Source organism: Paraburkholderia strydomiana (assembly GCF_031456815.1).
Classification (GTDB): domain Bacteria; phylum Pseudomonadota; class Gammaproteobacteria; order Burkholderiales; family Burkholderiaceae; genus Paraburkholderia; species Paraburkholderia caledonica.
On the sequence record NZ_JAVDVL010000014.1, the window covers coordinates 51,732 to 76,546 of the forward strand.

Below are 24,815 nucleotides of genomic sequence, written 5' to 3' on the forward strand. Positions count from 1 at the left end.
GTACTACTATCCGGGGATGAAAACGACCTTACTACAAAGCATATTTACCGAACCTGCAGGACCCACGCAGCCCGGCGTTGCAAGCCTCCTAGCGATTCAGGAGCTGGAGTGGCGCCAGCGTCCGATCCTACGTCCCCAACAAGACAGTGTCCGACCGATACTTTGCAAGTGGAATCTACCGAAACCGGTTGAGCCCATTGAGTTTCGCCAAGAACTTGCAGATGGAAACCACACGATTACCATTAACAGAACAGTTAGCGCTGGCCTCTTTTCCTACCGACGGAAGGAGATTTCGCTGGCAAATGTAGCGATCAATTCCAGCTTGCTAGTACCGCCTGGCGAACCTAGCCGCATCGTTTTCACCGATGCCGCAGACGCCTATCGCCTCTACCTTTCGCAAACGCTATTGGAGGAATGCCATCAAAGTGTCTTCGGTGTCCCTGCGCCGAGCGATATCGTTCTGGGCAATGTAGCGTTCCTAGAAGACAAACCTGTTCTACATCTGATCCATGCCATGCTTGAGATTGGCGAGGAAAACTGCCCGAGTAATCAAATGGTTCTCGACAGCATCAGTATGGCTATCGCGTCGCGATGCATCTTGCTCGGTTCAAAAAGGTCCGTGCCTCGGACCCGGGTGTCGCCCCTCGCCAAGTGGCGACTGCAACGTGTGACCGAGTACATCGAAGCCCACATATTCGACCCGATATATCTTCACGATCTGAGCACCGTGGCGGGCCTATCTCGCATGCACTTCTCGAGCCAATTTCGTCTTGCTACGGGTGCAACCCCCAACGCCTACGTTGTAAAGATGAGGATCGGTCGCGCGCAGCGGCTGATTCGAGATACAGATTTACCGCTCCTAGCCATCTCTCAAATGCTTGGGTTTAAGAACCAAAGTCACTTCACACTCGTCTTTAAAAAAATCGTCGGACATACACCGGCCCGTTGGCGGGCAATTTTCAAGTGACTCGTGGGCGTGCCATGAGACTCAAGTGGCCTACTCCACAGCTGCATGCCGACCTCAAAAGTTGCGGCTGGACGCTTCTGTTGAGCATCCTCGGTAGGCTGCCGGCCGTATCAATCGTTGGGTGACATCCCGGGCGGTAGCGCGCGCGGCTCGCGATCGCCGCTCCCGATCATTTGCTCGGCCTTGCGATACCCGAGCAAGCAAGAGGACCTACACGTCGTAGCGCTTGCCAGATCGCGTAACCGCAAGACAGCCCATCCCCCAAGCGGGCGATGTCTACCTAGTCAGCTAGCTGTGGTGCTTCAGGGAGCGAACCAAGTGCTCACTGCGAAGCGCGATTAAGGAAGTTTAACGTCGCTTAAGAAGATTTATCGGCGTCACTCTACTATCGTTGTTGTCAATGTGACTTCACAGCGCCGAACCATGAAAGCGTCGAAGGCATTTTAGAGGCGAGACAGATGCAAGGTTGCCTGCAACTAAAAGACTCTGCCTCGTCCGTTCCAACCAAACATACGTTGAGTGAGTCGTGGCGTTCGATCATATGTGGTCAACGATTTTCGGAACTACCCATCGGCGGGCGCGCTGCAGGGAACTCGTGTTAATGCTGGACTGACGACCGCTTACAGCGGTCGTCATGGTCGGTCGCGTAATGCGCGTTGCCTCACAGTTAGTTAGTATCCAGCAATTTAGCGGCTATGAAGATTTAGTATCAGTGATGAAGCAACAGCGTTAGTTGATTTTTTTCAATCCTAAACATCTGCACGTTCGACCATTGCGGTCCTGATCATAGTTGCATCGAAAAATTCTGATTTTCAACTGGCATCATCAATAGGAGGCCATCATGCCTACCGCCAACGCTCAGCCCGGCAAATTACTGCTGGATCCGAACAATCACACGCTGATCATGATCGACCATCAGTCGCAAATGGCTTTCGCGACCAAATCGATCGACGCAGTGTCGTTGCGCAACAATGCTGCACTTGTCTCAAAAGCAGCGAAAGAGTTCAAGGTTTCCACGATCTTAACCACCGTCGCTGAGAAATCGTTTTCGGGTCCAATCTTCGATGAAATCCGAGCTGTTTTTCCGGATGAAACGGTGATCGACCGGACAACAATGAATACTTGGGAAGATAGCCGCATAGCAGAGCGGGTCAATACCATCGGCAAAGGGAGGCTTGCACTCGCCGGGCTGTGGACGTCCGTGTGCATTGTCGGCCCAGCGCTATCTGCCATCGACCAGGGCTTTGAGGTCTATGTGATTGCCGACGCTTGTGGCGACGTGTCCGTTGAAGCGCATGAACGTGCCATGGACCGGATGGTTCAAGCGGGCGCGCGACCGATGACTTCACTGCAGTATTTGCTGGAATTGCAGCGTGACTGGGCGCGCGGAGATACGTACGACCAAACGGTCGCCACCTCTATCGCTCACGGCGGCGCGTATGGTCTGGGCTTGATCTATGCGAAGACCATGTTCGGCGGCAGCGAAGGGCACTGATCCGCTGGATCAGTTGCCAACACGTCCGTGCCGATGGCTGTTCTGTGGCGACGGCGGGCGTGGTCATCGATCGGCGATGAGCACGGTCGGGTCAGATCCTCGCATGATCGCCTGTTTGGACTTGTGATCGTGCGACGAAAAACCCGAGTGAAGTGCGAGCGCCGGATCGCACGCCTGCACTGCTGTGTGGAAGACGGACATCCGTCGCTGGCGTACCCAGATGTAGTTGGAAATTCGTGAACGGGGGGAAGCGCCGCACAAACCGAAGATGGATTCAGCGGACGCACCGCGACATGCGGATGGGTCAAACCGGCCTGATAACGGATCTTCGGTAACTGGTTGGCGAATATCGTCGGCCTATACGGCCCTTTCGCAGCGGAAGTAGCAAAACGCAAAACTAATCGCGAAATTGTGCCGGCGGTCTCGAATGGAAGTCGAATGTGCGCGTGTCATTCAGGCAACGCACTTGGTCGCAGTATTAATAATGGTAAGGCATGGCCCAAAAAACTCTGGCGTTCGCCGGAACTTCAATTTCGATGACGATTCGTTGTCGCGGTCCTTTGCCATAGATTTGTCTCTTAATGCGAGTCGCGGGGCGCGCGAACTTCAGGACTACGAGGACATGAAACTTTATCTTTTCTCCTTGCTTGCTGGCGTACTGGTCGGCGTGATCTACAGCGTCATCAACGTACGGTCTCCGGCTCCGCCTCTTGTCGCGCTCGTGGGTCTATTGGGCATTCTTGGGGGCGAGCAAATCATCCCCGTGGCCAAACAGATGCTATCGGGCACCGGCTTCCACACAGCCTGGCGGGAGTCCAAGTGCACCCAGCATATGTTTGGGACGCTCCCTGGACGTCAAGACAGCAAAACGTCGCGGACCGCCACTGTCAATTCATCGGAGAGACGCTCATGAGTACTCACGTTGACAACACGCCCCACCTGATTCTGCACCACGGGCGCTTCACCACGCTCGACAGGAGCAAGCCCGATGCGACGGCCGTCGCGATACATGAAGGTATGTTTAGCGCCGTGGGCAGCGATGCCGAGATTATGCCGCTTGCAGGCCGTGCGACGAAGGTGATCGACCTGCAGGGCCTCCGCGTCCTCCCTGGCTTGATCGACAATCACCTGCACCTCATTCGGGGAGGCCTGAACTTTAATATGGAATTGCGTTGGGATGGCGTTCCGTCGCTTGCTACCGCAATGGAAATGCTTAGGCGTCAGGTCGCGATCACACCGGCGCCTCAGTGGGTCCGCGTGGTCGGGGGCTTCACGGAGCATCAGTTCGCCGAGAAGCGTCTTCCGACGATCGAAGAGTTGAATGCGGTCGCACCCGATACGCCGGTGTTCATACTTCACCTGTATGATCGCGCGCTGCTGAACGGTGCGGCGCTGCGCGTCGTGGGCTATACCAAGGACACGCCGCAGCCACCCGGAGGCGAGATCATGCGGGATTCGGCAGGCAATCCAACGGGCCTGCTCCTCGCCAAGCCGAATGCCGGAATCCTGTATGCGACTCTCGCAAAAGGCCCGAAGCTGCCGCTTGAGTATCAGATCAATTCGACGCGCCACTTCATGCGAGAGCTTAACCGGTTAGGCGTAACAGGCGCCATCGATGCGGGCGGCGGCTTTCAGAACTACCCTGAAGACTACGAAGTTATCCAGAGACTGGCAGAAGATGGGCAGTTGACGATTCGCCTTGCGTACAACCTGTTCACACAGAAGCCAAAAGGCGAAAAGGAAGACTTTCTGAACTGGGTTCGCACGTCGAAGTACAAGCAGGGAGATGATTACTTCCGGCATAACGGCGCGGGTGAGATGCTTGTGTTCTCGGCGGCGGACTTCGAGGATTTCCGGCAACCGCGTCCTGACATGAGCCCCGAGATGGAGGGCGACCTTGAGGAAGTCGTCCGGGTGCTCGCCGAGAATCGTTGGCCTTGGCGCATGCATGCGACGTACGATGAGACCATCAGCCGCGCGCTTGATGTCTTTGAGAAGGTGAACCGTGAAATTCCGCTCACAGGACTGAATTGGTTCTTCGACCATGCTGAGACGATCAGCGAACGGTCGATCGACCGGATCGCCGCACTCGGTGGTGGCATTGCCGTTCAGCACCGGATGGCATATCAGGGTGAATACTTCGTCGAGCGTTACGGTGCACCGGCAGCCGAAGCGACGCCGCCGGTCGCGCGGATGATTGAAAAGGGTGTTAGGACATCGGCGGGGACCGACGCCACACGCGTCGCTTCGTACAACCCGTGGGTCGGACTGTCATGGCTTGTCACCGGCAAGACGCTCTCAGGACTACGCATTTATCCCCAGCGCAATTGTCTGGACCGTGAGACAGCATTGCGGATGTGGACTGAGAACGTCACTTGGTTTTCCAACGAAGAAGGCAAGAAGGGCCGCATCCAGATTGGGCAACTTGCCGACCTGACCGTGCCGGACCGCGACTACATGAACTGTCCTGAGTCCGAGATTGCCGGGACGACGGCCGTCCTCACCGTCGTCGGCGGCAAAATCGTCTACGCGGCAGGCCCGTTCTCGGATCATGATGCACCGCTGCCGCCGGCGATGCCCGACTGGTCGCCCGTGCGGGCATACGGTGGCTACGCGGGATGGGGTGCAGCGCAAGGTACGCCGTTGCAGCGCAGCCAAAACGTTCACAGCTGTGGCTGCGCAACCGCCTGCGGTGTGCATGGTCATGCGCATGCGCGAGCATGGTCAAAGAGCGTGCCGGCGTCAGACCTCAAGAGCTTCTGGGGCGCGCTAGGCTGCTCCTGTTGGGCCGTCTGAGATGGGACGCGGTGAACAGGCAACAGCGCGGCGCTCCGGCTCGGTGTCGGCCTTATGGACCCGCTCGTCAAGGACCGCCCTTGCGGTGAGATGGATCGCATTGCTCGGGCTTTGCTCGGCATATTTGCAGGGCGGCCTCGTGAAGGCGTTAGATTTCAGCGGGGCGGTGACGGAGATGGCTCACGCCGGACTTGCGCCTGCCGCACCGATCGCTGTCGTGACAATCGCGCTGGAGTTAGCGGCGCCGCTCGCGATCCTTACGGGTCGTTTTCGCTGGCTCGGCGCGCTGGCCCTGGCAGCGTTCACGTTGATGGCGACGTTCCTCGTCAACCGCTTCTGGGAGATGGCGCCGCCGAACCGCATGGCGACAGCGAATGCATTTTTCGAACACCTCGGTCTGATGGGCGGATTTCTGCTGGTCGCTTGGCACGACTTAGCAGTTAAGGGTGTCCGTAACCGCGATGCAACGCAAGACTGATGTCATTTCTGCGCGCAGTGCGCTCAGTGCCAATTTAACCATCGTTCTTGTCACTAGCGTACAAGTCTCTCGCACGCGGTGCTCAGTCGTAGGACGAATGCAGATAATCAAAGGGGGCTCTTTGAGGCGCAATTTACCGGCGTTGCTGAGCTTTAACGGGGGCTACGTCGACACGGCAGGCTTTGTCGCGCTGCACGGCTTGTTCACAGCGCACGTCACAGGGAACTTCGTCACGTTAGGGGCAACGTTCGTTTTTGGCACAGCGGGCGCTATCGCAAAACTCCTCGCATTGCCGGTGTTCTGCCTGACGGTGATGCTGGCGGGGGCGGTTAGCTATCGGCTGGCAGCAGCCGGCGCACCGGTACTGCGCGTCATGTTCAGCGCTCAGGCGCTGGTACTGGCGTTCGGCGCCGTGCTCGCTATACGTCTTAGTCCGCTCACCGACGGAGACGACTGGACCGCAGTCGCTACTGGCCTTACCCTGGTCGCCGCAATGGCCATCCAGAATGCGCTCCACCGGATCCATTTGTCGGATGCGCCGCCATCGACGCTCATGACGGGAACCGTCACCCAGTTCATGCTGCAGCTGGCTGATCGCGTCGGGAAGGTCCAGCCTTCGGCGTCCGCCGGACCGTCGCCTCTCGTGCGGATGGCCGGAAGTGTCGCGAGCTTCGCGGCAGGATGCGCTGTAGCGGCAGGCATGTTTCGCCTTGCCGGTCATTGGTGTTTTGCCGTGCCACCGGTGCTCATCGCCGTCGCGGTCGTCCTTGCCGGAAAAGAGCGAGGCTAGCGTGCAAGCGATCCGGCATTGAGGACTCGGTCTAATGTCCTGTTGTGCGACCGCGTTAAGGGAATAGATGAGGACGGAGAAAATTCGATGAATAAGTGCGTCACGATCGCCACGACGGCCGTAAGTCTTGCGTCCGGCATTGTTTGCGCTCAAAGCAGCGTGACCCTCTACGGGGTCGTCGATAACGGCGTCACCTATCAAAACAGTGGCACGACGCTCGGTTCGACGACTGGCGGGCACTCTGCAGTAAAGATGTCGACGGGCGTCTGGCTCGGAAGCCGGTTTGGGCTGAAGGGAGCTGAGGACCTGAGCGGTGGCCTGAAGGCCATCTTTCAGCTCGAAGCGGGTGTAAATTCCAATAACGGTACCTCGCAATTTAGTGGTGGCATGTTCACGCGTCAATCGTGGCTGGGGCTGTCAGATCCGCGCTACGGCGTGCTGACGGCAGGCCGCCAATACACGGCGTATTACACGCTGCTGTCACCTTACACCCCGAACAACTGGCTGACCGGCTACTTCGGCGCGCACCCCGGCGACATAGACGCGCTCGATGTCGACTACCGCGCTAGCAATTCGCTCGTCTACATGTCGCCGGAATTTTACGGCTTCACGGTTGGAGGGTCGTACGCGTTCGGCGGCGCGCCGGGCAGCATAAACGCCGGCTCGAGCTGGAGTGCGGGCGCCCGGTATGGCCACGGCCCTTATGGCATCGCGGTCGCCTTTCAGCGTGTGAATAACTCAACGCCGGGCGGCGGTGTCTGGGGGGCTGAGTCCACGTTGTCGAACGGTGGCGATCAAACGGCAGTGTCGGCGATCAACAACGGTTATAAGACGGCGCAAGCGCAGCAGCGCGTGGCTGTGACGGCGGGCTACCTTACGTCCGGGTGGGACATCACAGCGTCGTACTCGAACGTACAGTACATTCCGGGTATCGACTCGACCTTCCGCAATCAGGCGACATTCAATACGGCAGGCGCGGTGGTGCGATGGAAGTCTCCCGCAGCCCCGTGGGTCTTCGCTGGTGGCTACAGCTATACACGTGCAACCTTGTCGAACGGCATCGACACCGCAGCGCAGTACCACCAGCTCACGCTATCTCAGTACTACTATCTGTCTAAGCGGACCGGTCTCTATGCGGTCGAGGCTTACCAGCGCTCAAACGGTATGACGCTCAATGGTGCGGAGATTATCGATGCAACGGCATCCATCGGCAACGGTTTCAACAACTCGCCGTCGTCGTCGCGCAGCCAGTTCGGTGCGGGCGTCGGCCTAATCCATAACTTCTGATTATCAGCCTCTGCGCCACTGCCCGTCCGGCGGTGGCAGAGTACCTGCCGGGGCGTCGGTCCAGTTCGCACGCGCCAGCAACCACGGATCATTGTGACCGTGCTCGTGTCAGCCGCGCACCGATAGTCGTCGAGGGTCCTTGCCGACTTCGGTTAACCGGCTAGCAACGGTGCGCTCGTGCGCATAGTGCAATGGGACGGCATCGATCAAGCTAGCTTGCGGCGGAAAGCTCCGGCAATTAGAGCTTTTGGGTATCATGTTTTTCCTGCTTTGAAGAATGTTCAGTTCTAGTAAAGCACTGTTCAGCTTTTTATTGCAGCAATGTCTGGCGAGGTTACCTCAATTAAGGCTGAAGCCTCAATGACTCACTTCGCGGCTCTCGGGGGGCTCTCGGCGGCCGGCTCTACGCAAGTAATGCATCCTCGTTAAGGATTCCTCTATGGACGAGACCGACCGTTGGTCGAAGATAACTGGGGCGTTGATATCCGGGGCGGCGAACGCCACGTTACGTCTCTCGGGTGAATACCTCAACGTCCCATCGTATGGCAGCCGAGCTGATCGGCCGCTTTTTGACTGCAAGCGAGATCCCGGGCCAGCCCCACTCGCGTTTAGCGGAGCATCCGTGCGTCTAGTTGAAAAGCAATCGGAGAACGCAATTCTCGTCACGTGGAGCGACTCCACTCGTTGTCGCTACCTCGACCAAGTGTGGACTAGCGGTTATGCCCGTCGTGGCGGTTATTGTGCGCTCTGCGGGAGGGTAATCCGAAGAGGGGATCTCATCTTTAAACCTCGTTGGAGGGGAAGAACGAAACCTGCCAATAGTACAGAAATGATTCTTGCCGAGGCGATCGAGTACATGACTGTCGGCGTGCGCCCTACTCCGATCCCTAGTTCTTCAGACCCCTCATAAGAACTATTTATGAAGATGGGTTCAAACACTTTTCAATGTTCGCTAACCATTGTATTTCCATTCGCCGTCTGGGCGATTGCGTTGCTGTTACATACCAAGCATCATGCATGCTGCAACTGCTCGGGCGCCCGCCGCCCCTAGTTGTCGAAAAAAGATCTATAGGGTCTCGCCGGACCTTGCCGCGACGTGCAGGCGTTCGGTCTCCTTGAACATGCTGCTGTCACTGCGACAATGCGGATGTTCTCTCCTTCAGAATGCGTTCGACTCTCCACGGCGTGGCGACCGACGTTCTCGGCTCCGCCATCACTAGCTGGTCCAGCGAAACCCGGACGCACGCCAACCGTGCGCATTGCGTGCCCTGTCGCGGCTTCAGCATCACAGGTCGCTAGCCTTCCTCGCAACGGAGCGACAGATCCGAACAACGGGGAGCGGCAGTGGCCGGCCGTGCCTCCGAGCTGGAGCCGAGCCAGAGCTCTGGATGTTTTCGGGAGAGGATACGTACGTGATGTTTTCGACCGTTGTATTTTGATAACGTGTTCCACCAGAGGGCGAGAACCGCTTGCATGCCTTCATCAAAAAGCGGCCTCAAAATGAGGGCGGTGTAGTCAGCGTGACGGACTGAAATACGGCATGACGGCGGGCAGGCGCAGAACCAGGATCGTGCCAGCTACGGCCGTTCGCCCTATCTGCGCAAGCTGTCCGAGCCACATGTCCGCCGTCGTCTAACTGGAAATCCACGCTAGCTGCCCGGCTTACTCAAATCGACGGTAGCGAAAAGCCGTCGCAACTTTACAACCTCATCTGGCGAGTCAGGCTTCTGCGTGTTCCGCTGCCGAGGCCGGCTGGAGAAATTCCAGCGTGACACCGTCTGGATCGCGAACATAGGCGAGCTTCCAGCCGTCACGCTCGCCTCCTTCGATGCGTTGCGGCGCTCCGACCGGCAGCCAACCGGCGTCTCGGATGCACTCGATGAGCGCGTCGAGGTTATCTACATACATTGCAAGGTGGACGGAGCCCACGTCGCAGGACCGCGGCCTGAAGATCGCACGGTCTGCCGGAGAGCGATATTCGAGCAGCTCGATCTGGTGCCCAAACCCCTGCACCATTGCGAGAGTCAAAGACGCGCCTTTCACGCCGACGAGGTTTTCGACGAAGGTACTATTCTCGAATTCCCAAGTGTATAGATGTCGGAATCCGAGACCTCGCACCCAAAAATCGAGCGAGCTCGCTATCGACGAAACCGTTATTCCAGTGTGATCCACACTGCCAATCCGGAACGGCGGATCCCGGATCTCGCTCGTGCTCGACGTCATGATGCCTCCCTACCTGTCCGATCCCAGAACGTCCGCAATTCATTGCAGATGAATGCCGTTTTCTCTTCGAATACCCAGTGGCCACATTCGTCAATTACTCCGCCGGTTGCGTCCAACGAAATCGCTTTCGCGCAATCGAAACAATGCGACCCAAACGAGCGACTGCCGCCCCATGCCAGCATGGGAACGTTCAACCTTTCCCGGGTCAGCTCAGCCGTTTGTTCCGCCATTTGTGGTATGTAGCCGTAGTGATTAAGGCTGGCCCGCAGGTTCCCCGGCTGCCTCATCTGCATCACATAACGCTCGACCTCTTCCTCGGGAATTGCTTGAGGGTTGAAAGCGAAATCTCGGAAAAAATGACGCAAATATTGTTCCTCTTTTCCCTCGATCAGAAAACGCGTGATGTCCATGTTCATGTGCATGCTGAGATGCCAGTACGGCACTCTCGGATCTACATATCCTTGGAAGCTCAGGCCAAAAAACGGCGTTTCGATGGTAGAAAGCGAAATGGCCCGTTTTCCCGCCACGTATGCGAGCGCGACCGACGGCGGCCCACCGAGATCATGACTAAGAATGTGGAAACGGTCGATCCCTTCCACTTCGAGCAGATCGAGCATGTCTTGTGCGATCGTCTTGGGCTCGTAGCCGGAGAACGGTTTATCGCTGTCGGCAAAGCCCCGAAGGTCGGGAGCGATAAAGCGATATTGCCCCCCGAGCGCGTCGATAATAGGAAGAAATTCACGGTGATTCTGGGGCCATCCATGCATAGCCAGCACTGTGGGATGCGAGGGTTCACCCGCAGTAATGTAGTGAAGCGTCAAGCCATTGGCGGTGGCACGTTTGCTCGTTAGATTTTCCATGACCGTTTCTCCATATAAAGTGCTTAGCGGAAGTGAAGTACGTGGAATTGGCAGAGCATTGAAACCGGTTAACACCAAGCCCAGCCATTGGCTATCTGTCTCTGCGGATGTAGACTGACTGATGCTTAAGCTTACCCCTTTGCGTTGCGACCGGGACCTTAAAAGTCTTGGGCCTCATCTGAAACTTTCTTAAGCGACAATGCAGAATTATCTATGCACGACCGCGGCAAGTCCGGATCATGGTTATTGTCTGCGCTCAGCATCCGCGCAAAATACTGCCGGAGGCACAGGCGGTGGTCTGCGCGGCACTTGCTACGTCTACCGAACGTTCATCGTCCTGGCTCCAGCATTCCATAATGCTTTCGAACATCTCGTTAGAACGGGTGAAGGGATCTTGAACGTCGCTTGGAAACTGAAGCAGAGTCGCATCAACAAGAACTGTGCGTCCATCGTTCGCGCGCAGAAGTCCGCGATTCCCTGCTCTTGCTAGTCCGTTCTTCCGTTGATCTGATTACAAGGGCATCATGTGCCGGGGCGTACGCCGTGCGGCCTCGATCGAGCAGCGCATGTTTGAGGCTCTGATGTGTGCGTTGCTACCGCTGGAGTGCCATCGGCGTATCCGCTGCAGCGATGACTCGCGTAGCGACACCTAGAAGCGCCTGATGCCGACGAGTATCCCTTTGTTTTCCTAACCTTCGGTGTCGCCGAGTTCGGGTTCACGCCTGAGGGCGTGTTCGGCCAGCCGCGCGGAACCTGAGCCGGTCGGTGGCTGCGGAATACCCCGAGACTGGTGATACCTGGAGCGGCCCCCGGCGGGCGCGGCGATTGCTGAATGATCAGCCCCTTGAGCAGTACCGCATCACCGAATAATGATGGCTCTGAGCGTAAGAGCGAACCGCGGCTACTCGAGGGGGTTCGACGTCTTTCGGGTCAACGCAGTCGGATACGGCCAAAGTACTCGGCGCCTTTGTGCAGACCTCGGCTTCGAAGGAATCTGCCCGCTCGGCGCGAGCGTACGGCTGCGATGTTTTGTCTCGTGGTAAGGCCGCCTTCATTTACCGCTCCGAAATCTCGCCGCGGTCCGCCGGGCGGATATTGTGATGGCCGACCTGGCGCACTTGCGCGGGCCGGCGAGGCGGACAGCGGTATTGACTTCGAGATTCGTTCTGCGGCCTCATTCGGACCTCGCGCGGTCCCGATGGTCGCCTGTGCGATGTGCATCGTGGAAGGCGGGCCTCTCGCATGCCTGCGGTCGATCGCACACGGGGACGGTTTGCGGACGCACCCCTCTTGTTGTAGGCAAGGTGGCGAATCGGAGATTCGCGCGTTGCAGAGGTGACGCAGTTCAGATATGGGGTGCCGCACTTGATGAACGAGTCGGATCTGTGGGTGAACGAACCGCAAAACGCCTATCTACGATGACGACAAGCGTCGCGCTCAGGTCGTTCGCGCACCCGCGCAGAGCCGATCGACTAAGCCGATGGCGCTCCCGTTGCCGATAGGGCGTACAAAGCTGTCGCGCGACCAAGAAGACACAATCGGCCGCCTCTTTCCCTACGGAGCGGACAGCATCGACGACATGATGCGCTTAAACAGCAGTAAGCCGTTCACTGAAGCAGGCGTCTGGCGCAGCGCCGATATCTGGCTTTTTTCAGACGGGTAGACAACCGCTAGGTCTTCAAACTAGACATTACGGCCATGCGTAATCTCGACGGAAGCACCAACACAGAAGCTGTGTTAGCGTGCCACGAATATGCAACCGACCCTCGGCTAAACACCATTGTCAGCCGCCTCGTATGGCATCTGCACGCGCTTGCCCGACAAATAAACCTGACCGGAGGCAAGTGGGAAAGAGGATCCATTTTCTGACCGACGTCGGGCACATCACCGACGACAAGCGCCAGAAATTCATCCTGCTCTCGGATGCTCTGGGGCTGTCGATACTGGTGACGGCGATGGCGAACCGCAAGCCCTCTGGCTGCACCGAGGCGACGGTATTCGGGCCGTGCTTCGTCGAGGGCCCGCTAGAGTTGAAGTCTGGCGGGCGGATTCGAGGGCCACCACGGATGCCGGCCAAGTGCTTCCAGCATCTCGCCAATGGGCCAGGCCGTCGTGCGGAATGGGAAGAGGCCCTGCACATCTGCATTTCATGATCACGGCGCCCGACTACGAACGGCTCCCGATGCACGGCTTCCGTGAGGGCGACCCGTAATTGAATTCGGACGCCGTATTCGGCGTTCGCTGCTCCCTAGTTCCACCATGGGTAAGACACGAGGCCGACAAAGCACCCGACGGAACGTCGTTGGAAACTTGCTTCAGCCCGCGTCAGTTCGAATTGGTGGTGAACCGCTCAACGTAACTCCGTTCACATGTACCGGCAGGTCGGGCCGCATCGTTTTCGGTGCGGGTTTCTTTTGTGCGGCTCGCGGGAGATTTCGACGAATTTTCATTTGCTTCTATGGCATGACTCCCCGCGGGGAAAAGAGAACCGGCAAGAGCATGAAGCTCGCTGTCTATGCAAGGCTGGACAAACAAACGGGTAAGCCGTCCGTCTTCCCGGGCTCCGTCGCGCAATGGGTAAATATCACCCGCATGACCGACGCCCGCCAGCTCCTCCAGCATGTAGAATGGGCGGCACCTCGTCGCACAGTTCGATCTGCGCGAAAGCAATATGGGAAACCTCGCGTCATCGTGGCACACGGACGTCGATTCGAGGCGTCCAATGGAGGTGCTCATCAAAACGACGAGGAGCCGCAAGGCGGCATCACTCGATTGTCAGCACACGCCCGAGGCATTTCTTGGAACTGTTCGATCGGCTCAAGGCCGAGCAGTTCATTCCGCGTTGAGCCGAAGTCCAACGGTTGGCCGCGCCGGCACCTCATTTGCGTCCGCGATCAAATATCAGCCATGCGTGGCTGGCGGCTGCCAGTTCGGCGGTTGCGGCGAGCAGAGGGCCGCCGAGCGCTTCTCGTTGCGCCGCACAGGCGGTTCCGCAATGCTGCTTCGTTACCACGTGCCAGGTCCTCCGCGACGCAATCAGCATACTGCCCCGTCTGATGCCACGAAGCCATCGCGCTGGCGACGGGCGCGCGGTTCTGGTTACCGGGGCCTCGCTCAGAGGCGCCTCGGTCACGACCCGTCACAACCAGCACTAAGCGTTATCTGAAAATACCGTCGTCACTCATGTTCACATGCGTCCCTCGACATAAGACCCGGTGGGGTGCGATGCGGGAGCCTCGCGTCAGGCCTCGAAGAGCCGCTTGAGTTCAGCGCCAGGGTCCGCCGCGCGCATGAATGCTTCGCCAACGAGAAACGTGTCTACGCCGGCGCTTCGCATCCGCTCGACGTCGGTGGTCTTCAAAATGCCCGACTCGGTGACAACAATGCGGTCGTCGGGAATGTCGTCGAGCATGCTAAGTGTTGTCTCGAGAGTGACTTCGAACGTGCGCAGGTTGCGGTTATTGATGCCGATCAGAGGCGTGGTCAGGGTCAGAGCGATGTCAAGCTCTTCACGCGAATGCACTTCCACGAGCACCGCCATTTTGAGCGAATGCGCAAGCGCCTCGAAGTCACGCATCTGTGCAGGATCGAGTTCCGCCGCGATCAGCAGGATGCAATCAGCTCCCATCGCGCGGGCTTCGTAGATCTGGTACGGGTCAACTGTGAAGTCCTTACGCAACACTGGCAGAGTGCACGCATCGCGCGCAGCAATAAGATCGGCGGCAGCCCCTTGGAAAAAAGCTCGATCGGTAAGCACCGACATGCATGCCGCGCCGTGCTTTTGGTACGACGCAGAGATCTGAGCCGGTTCGAACGGATCGCGAATTAGACCCTTTGACGGACTGGCTTTTTTCGCTTCCGCTATCACAGCAGGCAAGCCGCTCGCGTGCTTCCTCCGCAACGCGCCGACAAAGTCGCGTACCGGACGCGCGTCGCCCTCGTGCCGCAGCAGTTCTATCGGCTTCGCCGCTCGGTTCACGACGATCTCTTCGCGTTTGACGGCAATAATCTTCTTCAAAACATCGGACATATTAGATTCGCTGGTCTTGGACGGCATGGAATGCCAGTCGTTGGGGAACTGGCGTACCACAGGGGCACGCACCATAAGAAACACGTTGCGACTACAAATTTTCCACGCAGAGCGGTTGACCGCCATGGCAGATGATGACTATGTTTACAGCGTGAAAGAGCGCTTACGAACATCACGGATGGCTTCCGTTCATCCGAAGATCAGGCGCCTAACGGATGAATTACACATGCGAGTGCTAGACCACCGGTCGCGTTTGCTTCGCCCACCACGTAGCGCGCCAAAGCCGAGTGAGGTCGTAGCGCCGCCAATGTTCACATACGCTCGACGATGTACCACAAGACAGTAGTTTGTGATTCCGACTGTAAGCGGCTCCGCGGTGCCGGACCGCCCAAGTGGGCGTATAGGAAAGCGGCGGTGCTTTCGTTCGCGCCGCGTGAAGTCGTGACGAGTCATCAGTCAGTCACGATGAGCCTGATGACTTGCCGGTCCACAAGAGAAGCGTCCGAACTTGGCATCTGCTCGGCATGCGGCTCACGGCCTAACGCATGACTAGCCGGAGACGGCGGATTTCCCCCTACTGCTGCGCCGGCTTTGCGTTGCCCCGTTTGATGGCCTTCCACAACTCATCGGCATGCCGATGATCGGTCCCACAGCATCCCCCGGCGATATTGAAGCGTCGTAGGAATCGCCGCAAGGCAGCGGTTTCTTGGCCGAATTCCAGAGGGTTACCATCGTCGAGTTCCTCCGCTTCGTCCAATTCTGCATGGCTGCGTCGTGAAGCGTTGGCTCGTACCCCACGAATGCGTTGAAGCCAATCACCACCGCTTTGTAGCGTCCTTTCAAAATGCGACGGATGAGCGCAGTTGATCATGAAGAATGAGGCGTAACCAGCCGTTGCAGCGTCGGTGCGTTCGACGGCTCGTTGGAGGGTGTCACCGGAATGGAGTCGTCCATCCGTTTCGAGAGTGAAAGAGATTGAAATTGGCACCTCAGCGGCTTTGGCTGCTCGCACCATGCCGATGGCCTCATCAATATAGTTCAACGTAAATCCGCCCACCATATCGACTTGCGTCGCCGCAAGGGAATTGATCTGCTCTTTGTGGTAGTCCTGCGCCTCGTCGGCGTTCATCCGCAAATCAACTTGGTATCCGTCCCCGCGCGGGCCAATCGTACCGACGATGACAATCGGTGTCGTCGGCGATTCCCACTTACATCGAAACTTGGCCAGCTGATCGACCGCGCGGCGGTTTGCATCGGCGAGTGCGATGTCAGAATAACCGAGTTTGCGGCCCCAATCTCGGCTCGCGCGCCAAGTCGGTGTTGCAAGCACAATTCCTACCTCGTGCTTGCGTGCAAGAATGGTAAAGCGTTCATAGTGGCGCTCGATGAGGGCGCTGCCACCCTCCGTCTTGAGAAGATCGTACGACGCGAAATGCGGCAGTTCAATTCCATGGTGAAAAATCAGCGATGTTTCCAGTCCGCCGTCAGTCATGAATGGGCGGTCTTCCAATAGCGGAAGTCGGTCACGGTATTTGCTCATTGAAATTGCTGTCCAAGTGAACTGAACAGCAGTACTGTAATCCATACTGCTGAACGTTGATTTCATCCCCGCACGAGCGGGAGGCTAGAAACACATCGGCGTTTCATATCGCGTCCGCGTTGCTTGAAGCTGCTCTCGCCGACTGGACGACGCGCAGCAGCACTCAGACCTTCATCCAAATCGGACATCGATCGCTCTAGCAATGTGGGCCATGTTAGAAAAAGAAAACGTCATTGACGTCCGGCTAACAACTTAACGTCCCTTCCGGTTCACAATGTCCTGACGGCGAAGCCAAGGCACGAGGCGCGAATAAAAATATAAAGTATGGCCATAAGTGCGCCGAGTCTGACGTCCGATTATCGTTGCTGCGTTGCGTGCCTGTTTGACAGACTTTGCTAGCGTCGCATAACACGCGCCTCGCCGAGGGTCCGTTGCACCGTAATCTTGATAGGTCCACAGCGTTGACCTCGCGAGGAAATAGCCAAGGCGCTCGGCGTGGCCGTCGTCATTAATGCCCGCGCAGCAATGATATATCCGGCGCGCAACATGTATGCAGTGGCGGCTCATTCCGGTGAGGCACTGCCGTAGAGCGCCGCGTCACGCGTTAGGTCGGATGGCGCATCTGCTCGCACCGCTTGCAGTATGGGCGCGCCGCGCAAGCACTGGGTCTCGGTGCCGCAGGAGAACGCCACCGGCTCCCCAACCTCAAGAAGCGCTCGGCAGTGAACACGAGGTACCGCGACGTTATCTGTCATATGGCCAAGACATTGCGATCGAAACGACAATTCGCTTTATCACCGTTGCCGTTTGCCTGCCGACCTTGTCACATGCCCAACCGGATTGCACGTTCGCATTCTTGCCTGAGCTAAGCGGCTGCGAGGAAGTGCTGTTTAAGACTGTGTCGTCGCGGCTTAACAGAAAATCTGCTGTCGGTGGCACCCGGTCCACGGCATGGCAGCGCCCACATATCTTTGCGCGTCTGTACGGCTCCGTCCAGAGAATCCCGAGTTGTCGCGACTTGGAGTGATGTAAACCGCACGGCACCGTCGACCGCATAATCGGCGAACCGTCCACCTGCTGTCTGCCCGGGGAGGGAGCAAGTGGTGCCGTGCATGTTCGTCGCGACATTGCGATTTAGGCGAACGCCACAGCCACGCTGGGTCTGGCCGCCGGGCCGGTCAACACCCAAATGCCCAAAGGGACAAAAGCACGTGAGAAGGGCCAGCCGGTTTCCGACTGGCATGGCCCCGAACCAATGCGCGTGCGCGCCGCTTACATCTTGACCACGTCGATCAAAGTCTTCTTGCCCGCGTCGTAGCGGTATAGCGACACGACGCCTCGCTGGAGGTCGCCCTTAGAGTCAAACCTGATCTCGCCCGTAACGCCCCGATAGTCGGTGTCCGGCATTGCTGCAAGAATTTTCGCTGGCTCCGTTGAGTTCGCGCGTTTCATGGCAGCGACGATAACGTGCACAGCGTCGAATGCCATCGGGGCAGTATATTGGATCGGTTGGTGGAAGCGCTGCTCATACTTCGCCTGAAAAGTTTTGCCACCAGGCATCTTCTCCAGTGCGGTGCCGACTTCCGAGCAGACGAAATTGTCAATCGCGTTACCGGCGAGAACCGACAACTTCTCGGTGCAGACTCCGTCGCCGCCCATGATTTTGGCGTGAAGGCCGAGCTGCTTGGCTTGCTTCGCGAACGGCCCGCCTGTTGCATCCATACCGCCGTACATGATGGCGTCCGGATTTTCACCTTTGATCTTCGTCAGAATTGCACGGAAGTCGACGGCCTTGTCGTTAGTCGCCTCATGGGAGATTACCCTCAGGCCCAGCGACTTTGCGGTCTTCTCAAATTCGTTCGCGAGACCCTGACCATAAGCGGTGGAGTCGTCCACGATCGCGACGCTCTTGACCTTCAGCCCCTTGGCTGCATAGTTTGCAAGTGCAGGACCTTGCTGTGCATCGGTGGCCACCACGCGGTAGGCGGTCTTGTAGCCTTGCAAGGTATAAGTGGGATTCGAGGCGGAAGGCGAGATCTGCACAATGCCAGCGTCGCTATAGATTTTTGACGCTGGGATCGTCGTGCCGGAGTTCATGTCGCCAACTACGGCTACAACTTTATCGTCAACCAGCTTCTGGGCAATCTCGGTGGCTATGCGCGGGTCAGCTTGATCATCCACCGAGTCGAGGATAAGCTTGATCTTCTGCCCGCCGATGACGAGCCCCTCTGCATTAATGTTTTCTACGGCCAGGCGGGCACCGTTTTCGTTGTCCTTACCGAGGTGTGCAATCTCGCCAGTTAGTGGCTCGGCGCTACCGATCTTCACGAACTCGTTTGCTTGAGCAGTGCCACATACGGAGAGGGCAACGGCGATTGCACCTGATAACGCGCAGTAAATTTTGTCCATTTAGCTTTTCCGGCTAATGCATCAATAAGGTTAGTGTTGACTCAACCAGCGTTCCGCGGGCAGAGATGGTCAAGCGGAAGCGTTTCGACAAGATTAAGCCGACGAACGTCCGCGCCATGAGAACATTTGTAGATACCAATTTATTCCAACCAGATCTGCATGTTTGACACCTACATGGCTCCCGCAAAACGTGACTGATCGTCTTCGACCCAATTGAGTCTGCTAAAACCGACCGGTCGTTCTTCGATGCTACCGGGCTAGCGCTACATTGGTGCAATAGACGGTGATGTTCGCCGTAGGCAGAAGTGCGACAGCGAGACCCTGCTCGGCGGCCAGTGGAGCGGGCTCATCGCCGAGACGAACTTCCCCGCTTCTCGTTTATCTTCGACCCGTAGACTGCAACGTTTCGACACTAATAGTGCTACCACCATAACTTCCAAGCACCTCCGGATGTTTCCTCTTGACTGCACCGTCGCACCGGGTAGTTCCGCGCTCTTGTCTAAGCTCCCAATTGCCGATGACCGGTGGGCAGGCGGCGATCGTTTTTGATGTCGAAGAGGATCGGAGAACCATTCAGGGTGGCTGGCTGTCACTCGTTATTCGCCTCGTAGGATTGACCCGGTGAGGTGTCGGACGATATCTGAACTGGAAGCGACGGGGAACGCATTCAACGGAGCGTTCGACGAGCTGTCTAGGTGACCAACGAAAAAACGATGAGGGCGTAGAAGGTGACGATTGTTAGGTCTTCGGCGGAAAAAGTGCTAAGCGACCCGATTGCAGGAGCTCTACTAATTTCCTGTCCGAATACTCTGAATGAATCTGAAACGTTCTTAAAGCGCTTCTTGTTAATTCGTCAATGGTATCGGCTCAGTGAGGTTAAAAATGTATTGCATGGAGGGTCTGAGATTTGGTTCCTGAACGTCAGCAGACCGGAGCAATGGAGCGTCTAGGCGCGAGCGCCTGCGCAAGTATCGAACTATGCGGGAGCACGAGGCGCTTGCATATTGTGCGCCTAAGGTGGCAACCCGCTGCTCACCAAGTGATGCGCCGGGAGCAGCGAGCCATCCTTGAAATCCCCCGAATGGAGATCTAAGCTACAAAAACTTCCGTGCGTTGGCAAGACGGCTCCTCCGTCAAGTGGCGACGTCAGGGCCGCTTAATGACTTGCGGCGTGCAACGATTGACGCAAAGCTTCTGGAGACATTCCGTCGGTGGGAGGACCGGCAGTAACGTATATCGCGTTGAGGATAGCGTCGGCAAGGCAACGCAAGGGCGAGACGCCGATAGCGAGGAGGAAAGGAACGGAACAGTTGTGATTCCGTCCAGTTCATTAAAGACGCATTGTCGCGCCATCCGCGCCCGACCGCACGTTAAGGCAGCGACGCAAAGGTTTTTGCTGTCAAGTTTTTTCATATGATTCACGAGCAGCGCGTCGCACGTAACAGTTCCGTTGCACGAAAAACTGCAAGTGTTCGCATCTCGGTATCACAAGTCGCGAGCACTCGTTTTCAATAGCCGCGAGCCGTGTCTCACACGGCTTCGTCTCAGTTTTCGGGCTGGCGATAATCTAGTCTGCGGAGGCCTCCGTGCGACGTCGTTCCGTGTCGAGCATGTCATTTCACATAGGGGACTTCACATGAACAAGTTAACGACTGCTTTTGGCGCACCTGTTGTAGACAATCAGAATGTTCAAACAGCCGGGCCGCGCGGCCCCGCATTGCTTCAAGACGTGTGGTTCCTCGAAAAGCTCGCGCATTTCGACCGCGAAGTGATTCCCGAGCGGCGTATGCACGCCAAGGGGTCGGGCGCATATGGCACCTTCACTGTTACGCATGACATCACCAGATATACACGCGCGAAGATCTTCTCGCAGATCGGCAAGAAGACCGACCTGTTCGCGCGTTTTTCAACGGTTGCCGGCGAGCGCGGTGCCGCCGATGCCGAACGCGATATTCGCGGCTTTGCAGTGAAGTTCTATACCGAAGAAGGCAACTGGGATCTGGTCGGCAACAATACGCCGGTTTTCTTCTTGCGCGATCCGCTCAAGTTCCCCGACCTGAATCACGCGATCAAACGCGATCCGCGTTCGGGCCTGCGCAGCGCCGAAAGCAATTGGGACTTCTGGACGCAATTGCCCGAAGCGCTGCATCAGATCACGATCGTGATGAGCGATCGCGGCATTCCCAAGTCTTTCCGACATATGCACGGCTTCGGCAGCCACACGTTCAGCTTCATTAACGCGGACAAGGAACGCTTCTGGGTCAAGTTTCATCTGTACACACAACAAGGCATCCAGAACCTGACCGACGCCGAAGCGACCGCTCTTGTGGGCGTGGATCGGGAAAGCTCGCATCGCGACCTGTACGAAGCAATAGAGCGCAATGAACACCCGAAGTGGACAATGTTCGTGCAGGTCATGCCCGAGCAGGATGCCGCAAAGACGTCATTCAACCCGTTCGATCTCACCAAGGTCTGGTCGAAAAAAGAGTATCCGCTGATCGAAGTGGGCGTGATGGAGTTGAACCGCAATGCGGACAATCATTTCGCCGAAGTCGAACAGTCCGCGTTCAACCCCGCGAACGTCGTTCCCGGCATCAGCTTTTCTCCGGACAAGATGCTGCAAGGCCGCCTGTTCTCGTACGGCGACGCGCAGCGCTATCGGCTCGGCGTGAATCACAGCCTGATTCCTGTCAATGCGCCGAGGTGTCCGACACGCAGCTACCATCGCGATGGATCGATGCGCGTGGACAACAACATGGGCGGCACGACGCCGTACAACCCGAATACGCGCGGCGAATGGCTCGATCAGCCGGATTTCAGCGAGCCGCCGCTTTCGCTCGAAGGAGCGGCGGATCACTGGAACCATCGGGTCGACGAAGACTACTTCTCGCAGCCAGGTGCGCTTTTCCGTCTGATGTCGCCGGAGCAGAAGCAGGCGCTCTTCGACAACACTGCACGCGCGATGGCGGGCGTGTCAGACCCGATTCAAAAGCTGCACATCGAGCACTGCACGAAGGCCGATCCGGCTTACGGTCAGGGAGTCGCGGCGGCTATCGAGTCAGTAAGGAGTGCAGGTCCGACGCCTAACCGCGCCGTGTGATCAAAATTCGCGCTAGCTAGCACTCAACAAATCGGCGGGTACCTCGATCGCTGCGAGCCTTTGCGGAGGCTCGCACTGCTTCACAGCCCCTTGTATCCGCAGTTGATGTCCTAGCTGTGCGCCTTGGACAGAGGATGCGGGCGGTACCCGCGCAGCCTCCAAAACGCCTCACCGAGGCCTTTCGTCGAAACGTCGGGTAAGCCATAACCCCACTACGTTGGCCGCATAGCCAGCTTCGTGTGGTGGAGCGGCGGCTCGCGCTAGATGTGATCCACGCGCGATGGCGAGGAACCAATAGTGCGACGCATGCCCGCCGCGGGCTTGCCGCGCCATCCAAAAAAACGCGCGCATCGTAGCCAGCGCAGCTCCAGCGAAGTTGTAGATCAACACGTTCAGGTCGGACAGCTGCGCGGCACTGTCCCCCGAAAGACAGACTTGATGGGTCTTTGCCCTCAGCGGCGCAAGCCCGGCGATCTCAGCATGAGCTTACCGTTCAGCCCGCGTCTGTTCAGTACAGAGTGTATTGAGATCGGCAGGTATGCCCATGGCAATCCGCCTGCCACAGCCGCGCGAAATGCACCAAGCGAAAGGATTTACATACTGGCAATTCTCAAACCGAGGTGGATCGCGTGATCAGATGCAAGCGTGCACCCTTGTCGGCTGAGTGCAGCGAACACCGACGCCGTAAGGCCGACCCACGACCGCCCCGGAAAGAGAACGCCGGCTCGCCATGGCATCACAATTACAGAATGCTACTGGAGTACGACGGCGCAGCCGAATCTCTTGCTGCGCTGTCTCGTTATTCACAACTCTCGCTGGCCCTATCTGCACAGGTTGATGTGACGTCGGTCGTCGACCCTTTTAGCTCCACTGCGAGATCCGCATGAACGTTGACCGAGTCTTGCGTATAGCCATCTCGAAGAAAACGCCCGCCATGCGTCACGGACCGCCGTAGATAGACTCAAAGGCTATGGCGTCAGCGCGCACGGCTACCCTACTTCCGGAGTAAGCGCGCCGAAATGGACGTCTGGAACTCTTTGATCTGAGCGTGCAGGCTATGTCCAGTGTTTTAGATGAACTGACCCCGGAATGTTGGACACGTTGACGTTAGTGGTGCTTATAATCCATCCGGTATTGAACTGGACTAAGTCCGCGTAATCTTAGCTTGATTCGATCATGGTTGTAATAGTGAATGTAGTCTTTGATGCCAGCTTGCAGTTCGTCGATGTTGCGAAACCTGTTTGGGTGGAAGAATTCAGACTTGAGCGTTCCGAAGAAGCTTTCCATCGTGGCGTTATCGAGGCAATTTCCTTTACGCGACATGCTCTGTCTGACTCTCTGCTGTTTTAGCCGACGGCTATAAACAGGCATCTGGTACTGCCAGCCTTGATCGGAATGCAATATCGGCTTGTCACGTGGCCCAAGCTTCACAAAAGCCTTATTTAGCATCGTGTTGACCATGTCGAATAGCGGACGTCGTGCCGTCTCGTAGGCGATAATTTCGCCGTTATAAAGATCAAGAACCGGAGAAAGATAGAGCTTCTGGCCGCCGACGTTGAACTCAGTCACGTCCGTTACCCACTTCTGATTGGGGCGAGATGCACCAAATTTCCGCTTCAGAACGTTGGGAGCGATCTTGCCAACGTTCCCTTTGAACGACTTGTACTTCTTTGGTCGGATTGCATGACTTCAAGGACAGCTCGCCCATGAGACGCTGTATCCTCTTGTGGTTGATTCTGTCGCCCTGGCACCGAATGGCAGCGGTGATTCGACGGTACCCATAGCGGCCCTTGTGCCGCTCAAAGAGGGGCCGGATTCGCTCCTTCAGAGTCGCATATTTGTCCCCAGTCTGCAGTACCTTCTGCTGGTAATAGAAAGTGCTGCGCGCCAAGCCGGCGACTTTAAGGACGGCTGCAAGGGGGTAACGCTGCCTCAGTTCAAGTACGATTTGCGCTTTTTCTGCCGCGCTGCTTTCGTCTTCGCTTGAACCAAGGCGTCGAGCTTTTTTAAATATTCGTTCTCCATGCGCAGCTGCTGCACTTCAGCAAGCAGATCCTCGCGGCTGCGGTCTGCATTCGCTGCCGGCTTGTTTTCTGATGTCGGTGGTTTCGGCATTCTGAGGGTGTAGGTTGCAGGCCGCGAACGTCCCGCGGCCAGACTACCGTCATCATACTGCCGCTCCCAAACTGCAATGATATTGAAATTGCGAACGTTCGCGAGCGCTGCGACGTGACGGAATGAAAGGCCTTCCTTCCGCATCCGCTTCACAACTGCGGCCTTGAACTCAGCGCTATACCGCACGCGGCTAGTTCTTGTTCGTAGACCTTCCTCGCCGTGCGCTTGATATGCCGCTATCCACTTCCGAAGTGACGAAACATCCACGTTGTGGCGGGCCGCAACTCTCTTCAGCCCGGCATGGCCGGTGCAGTAATCCTTCGTCGCCGACAGTTTCTTCTTCTCGCTGTATTTCACCCAGAGCCTCTAAAAGGGTGTCCAGCTTCTTGGGGTCAGTTCATCGAAAGCAGTGGACATAGCCTGCACGCTCAGATCAAAGAGTTCCAGACGTCCATTTCTGCGCGCTTACACCCGACCGCGCATGCTGCCACGCCGGCACCGGCTCGCGTGCGGATTGCTCAGAGCTTGCGCGCGTTTCTGCGCCCGAGAGTGCATTGAAAACGTCGTCCACGGCGATGTCTTTCATCTTTTGCCACCTGTTTCTGTGGGCAACAACGCGATCGCATTATTGCGGCGACGACGACCCTCTTGCGGCCGATGCCAGCGCCACCTTGCGGCCGTCGGCACTGTGCCCATGTGCATTGGTAACCGCGCCAACCTAGCTC

15 protein-coding genes and 2 pseudogenes are annotated in these 24,815 nt (G+C 57.3%); 11 read left to right on the plus strand and 6 right to left on the minus strand.

Annotated elements, in window-relative coordinates:
* Window positions 1-16 precede the first annotated feature (16 nt).
* From J2W46_RS28410 to J2W46_RS34400, 8 genes are all read left to right on the plus strand, one after another.
* Window positions 17-967, plus strand: a complete 951-nt coding sequence (locus tag J2W46_RS28410; protein WP_310358282.1) for an AraC family transcriptional regulator — start codon at window positions 17-19, stop codon at window positions 965-967.
* Window positions 968-1,808: 841 nt separating this feature from the next.
* Window positions 1,809-2,462, plus strand: coding sequence for a hydrolase (locus J2W46_RS28415; RefSeq protein WP_310358285.1), 654 nt, complete (start codon window positions 1,809-1,811; stop codon window positions 2,460-2,462).
* Between the two features lie 622 nt (window positions 2,463-3,084).
* The gene (locus J2W46_RS28420) at window positions 3,085-3,375 is read left to right on the plus strand and encodes a XapX domain-containing protein (RefSeq protein WP_310358287.1); all 291 of its coding nucleotides are present in this window, start codon (window positions 3,085-3,087) and stop codon (window positions 3,373-3,375) included.
* Complete coding sequence (locus J2W46_RS28425; protein ID WP_310358290.1) at window positions 3,372-5,258, plus strand: amidohydrolase; 1,887 nt, start codon at window positions 3,372-3,374, stop codon at window positions 5,256-5,258. The genes J2W46_RS28420 and J2W46_RS28425 overlap by 4 nt, the downstream gene beginning before the upstream one ends.
* 1 nt (window position 5,259) lies before the next feature.
* Window positions 5,260-5,736, plus strand: a complete 477-nt coding sequence (locus J2W46_RS28430; protein WP_310358292.1) for a DoxX family protein — start codon at window positions 5,260-5,262, stop codon at window positions 5,734-5,736.
* Between the two features lie 121 nt (window positions 5,737-5,857).
* The gene (locus J2W46_RS28435; RefSeq protein ID WP_310358483.1) at window positions 5,858-6,526 is read left to right on the plus strand and encodes a YoaK family protein; all 669 of its coding nucleotides are present in this window, start codon (window positions 5,858-5,860) and stop codon (window positions 6,524-6,526) included.
* Window positions 6,527-6,613: 87 nt separating this feature from the next.
* A complete protein-coding gene (locus tag J2W46_RS28440; RefSeq protein ID WP_310358294.1) occupies window positions 6,614-7,813 on the plus strand; it encodes a porin in 1,200 nt (399 codons plus the stop codon).
* Window positions 7,814-8,252: 439 nt separating this feature from the next.
* A complete protein-coding gene (locus J2W46_RS34400) occupies window positions 8,253-8,723 on the plus strand; it encodes a DUF3331 domain-containing protein (RefSeq protein ID WP_374726878.1) in 471 nt (156 codons plus the stop codon).
* An 809-nt stretch (window positions 8,724-9,532) separates the two neighbouring features.
* Here J2W46_RS34400 and J2W46_RS28445 read toward each other — a convergent pair.
* Entirely contained in the window at window positions 9,533-10,036 is a 504-nt protein-coding gene (locus tag J2W46_RS28445; protein ID WP_310358296.1) for a VOC family protein, read from the minus strand.
* Window positions 10,033-10,896 carry an alpha/beta fold hydrolase gene (locus J2W46_RS28450; RefSeq protein WP_310358299.1) on the minus strand — a complete coding sequence of 288 codons (864 nt, stop codon included), beginning with the start codon at window positions 10,894-10,896 and terminating at the stop codon, window positions 10,033-10,035. Before J2W46_RS28450 ends, J2W46_RS28445 begins: the two co-directional genes overlap by 4 nt.
* 1,480 nt (window positions 10,897-12,376) lie before the next feature.
* Here J2W46_RS28450 and J2W46_RS28455 point away from each other — a divergent pair.
* Both J2W46_RS28455 and J2W46_RS28460 read left to right on the plus strand, forming a co-directional pair.
* The gene (locus J2W46_RS28455) at window positions 12,377-12,559 is read left to right on the plus strand and encodes a YciI family protein (protein WP_310358301.1); all 183 of its coding nucleotides are present in this window, start codon (window positions 12,377-12,379) and stop codon (window positions 12,557-12,559) included.
* Between the two features lie 35 nt (window positions 12,560-12,594).
* A pseudogene (locus J2W46_RS28460) lies at window positions 12,595-13,255 on the plus strand (dioxygenase).
* An 882-nt stretch (window positions 13,256-14,137) separates the two neighbouring features.
* Here J2W46_RS28460 and trpC read toward each other — a convergent pair.
* From trpC to J2W46_RS28480, 3 genes are all read right to left on the minus strand, one after another.
* Window positions 14,138-14,926 (minus strand): indole-3-glycerol phosphate synthase TrpC, encoded by a 789-nt coding sequence (trpC, locus tag J2W46_RS28465; protein ID WP_310358485.1) that lies wholly within the window; start codon window positions 14,924-14,926, stop codon window positions 14,138-14,140.
* Window positions 14,927-15,500: 574 nt separating this feature from the next.
* Window positions 15,501-16,466 carry a homocysteine S-methyltransferase family protein gene (locus J2W46_RS28470; protein WP_310358303.1) on the minus strand — a complete coding sequence of 322 codons (966 nt, stop codon included), beginning with the start codon at window positions 16,464-16,466 and terminating at the stop codon, window positions 15,501-15,503.
* Window positions 16,467-17,738: 1,272 nt separating this feature from the next.
* Window positions 17,739-18,875, minus strand: coding sequence for a branched-chain amino acid ABC transporter substrate-binding protein (locus tag J2W46_RS28480; protein WP_310358306.1), 1,137 nt, complete (start codon window positions 18,873-18,875; stop codon window positions 17,739-17,741).
* Window positions 18,876-20,511: 1,636 nt separating this feature from the next.
* Here J2W46_RS28480 and J2W46_RS28485 point away from each other — a divergent pair.
* Entirely contained in the window at window positions 20,512-21,975 is a 1,464-nt protein-coding gene (locus tag J2W46_RS28485) for a catalase (RefSeq protein WP_310358309.1), read from the plus strand.
* Window positions 21,976-23,082: 1,107 nt separating this feature from the next.
* On the opposite strand, the pseudogene J2W46_RS28490 reads toward J2W46_RS28485, so the two are convergent.
* Window positions 23,083-24,447, minus strand: a pseudogene (locus J2W46_RS28490) (IS3 family transposase).
* Between the last annotated feature and the right edge of the window lie 368 nt (window positions 24,448-24,815).

Bases quoted from the DNA above. Each gene is read 5' to 3' on its own strand.
- J2W46_RS28410 (WP_310358282.1), top strand. From the start codon at position 17: ATGAAAACGACCTTACTACAAAGCATATTTACCGAACCTGCAGGACCC.
- J2W46_RS28415 (WP_310358285.1), top strand. From the start codon at position 1,809: ATGCCTACCGCCAACGCTCAGCCCGGCAAATTACTGCTGGATCCGAAC.
- J2W46_RS28420 (WP_310358287.1), top strand. From the start codon at position 3,085: ATGAAACTTTATCTTTTCTCCTTGCTTGCTGGCGTACTGGTCGGCGTG.
- J2W46_RS28425 (WP_310358290.1), top strand. From the start codon at position 3,372: ATGAGTACTCACGTTGACAACACGCCCCACCTGATTCTGCACCACGGG.
- J2W46_RS28430 (WP_310358292.1), top strand. From the start codon at position 5,260: ATGGGACGCGGTGAACAGGCAACAGCGCGGCGCTCCGGCTCGGTGTCG.
- J2W46_RS28440 (WP_310358294.1), top strand. From the start codon at position 6,614: ATGAATAAGTGCGTCACGATCGCCACGACGGCCGTAAGTCTTGCGTCC.
- J2W46_RS34400 (WP_374726878.1), top strand. From the start codon at position 8,253: ATGGACGAGACCGACCGTTGGTCGAAGATAACTGGGGCGTTGATATCC.
- J2W46_RS28445 (WP_310358296.1), bottom strand. From the start codon at position 10,036: ATGACGTCGAGCACGAGCGAGATCCGGGATCCGCCGTTCCGGATTGGC.
- J2W46_RS28450 (WP_310358299.1), bottom strand. From the start codon at position 10,896: ATGGAAAATCTAACGAGCAAACGTGCCACCGCCAATGGCTTGACGCTT.
- J2W46_RS28455 (WP_310358301.1), top strand. From the start codon at position 12,377: ATGGCGCTCCCGTTGCCGATAGGGCGTACAAAGCTGTCGCGCGACCAA.
- trpC (WP_310358485.1), bottom strand. From the start codon at position 14,926: ATGTCCGATGTTTTGAAGAAGATTATTGCCGTCAAACGCGAAGAGATC.
- J2W46_RS28470 (WP_310358303.1), bottom strand. From the start codon at position 16,466: ATGAGCAAATACCGTGACCGACTTCCGCTATTGGAAGACCGCCCATTC.
- J2W46_RS28480 (WP_310358306.1), bottom strand. From the start codon at position 18,875: ATGGACAAAATTTACTGCGCGTTATCAGGTGCAATCGCCGTTGCCCTC.
- J2W46_RS28485 (WP_310358309.1), top strand. From the start codon at position 20,512: ATGAACAAGTTAACGACTGCTTTTGGCGCACCTGTTGTAGACAATCAG.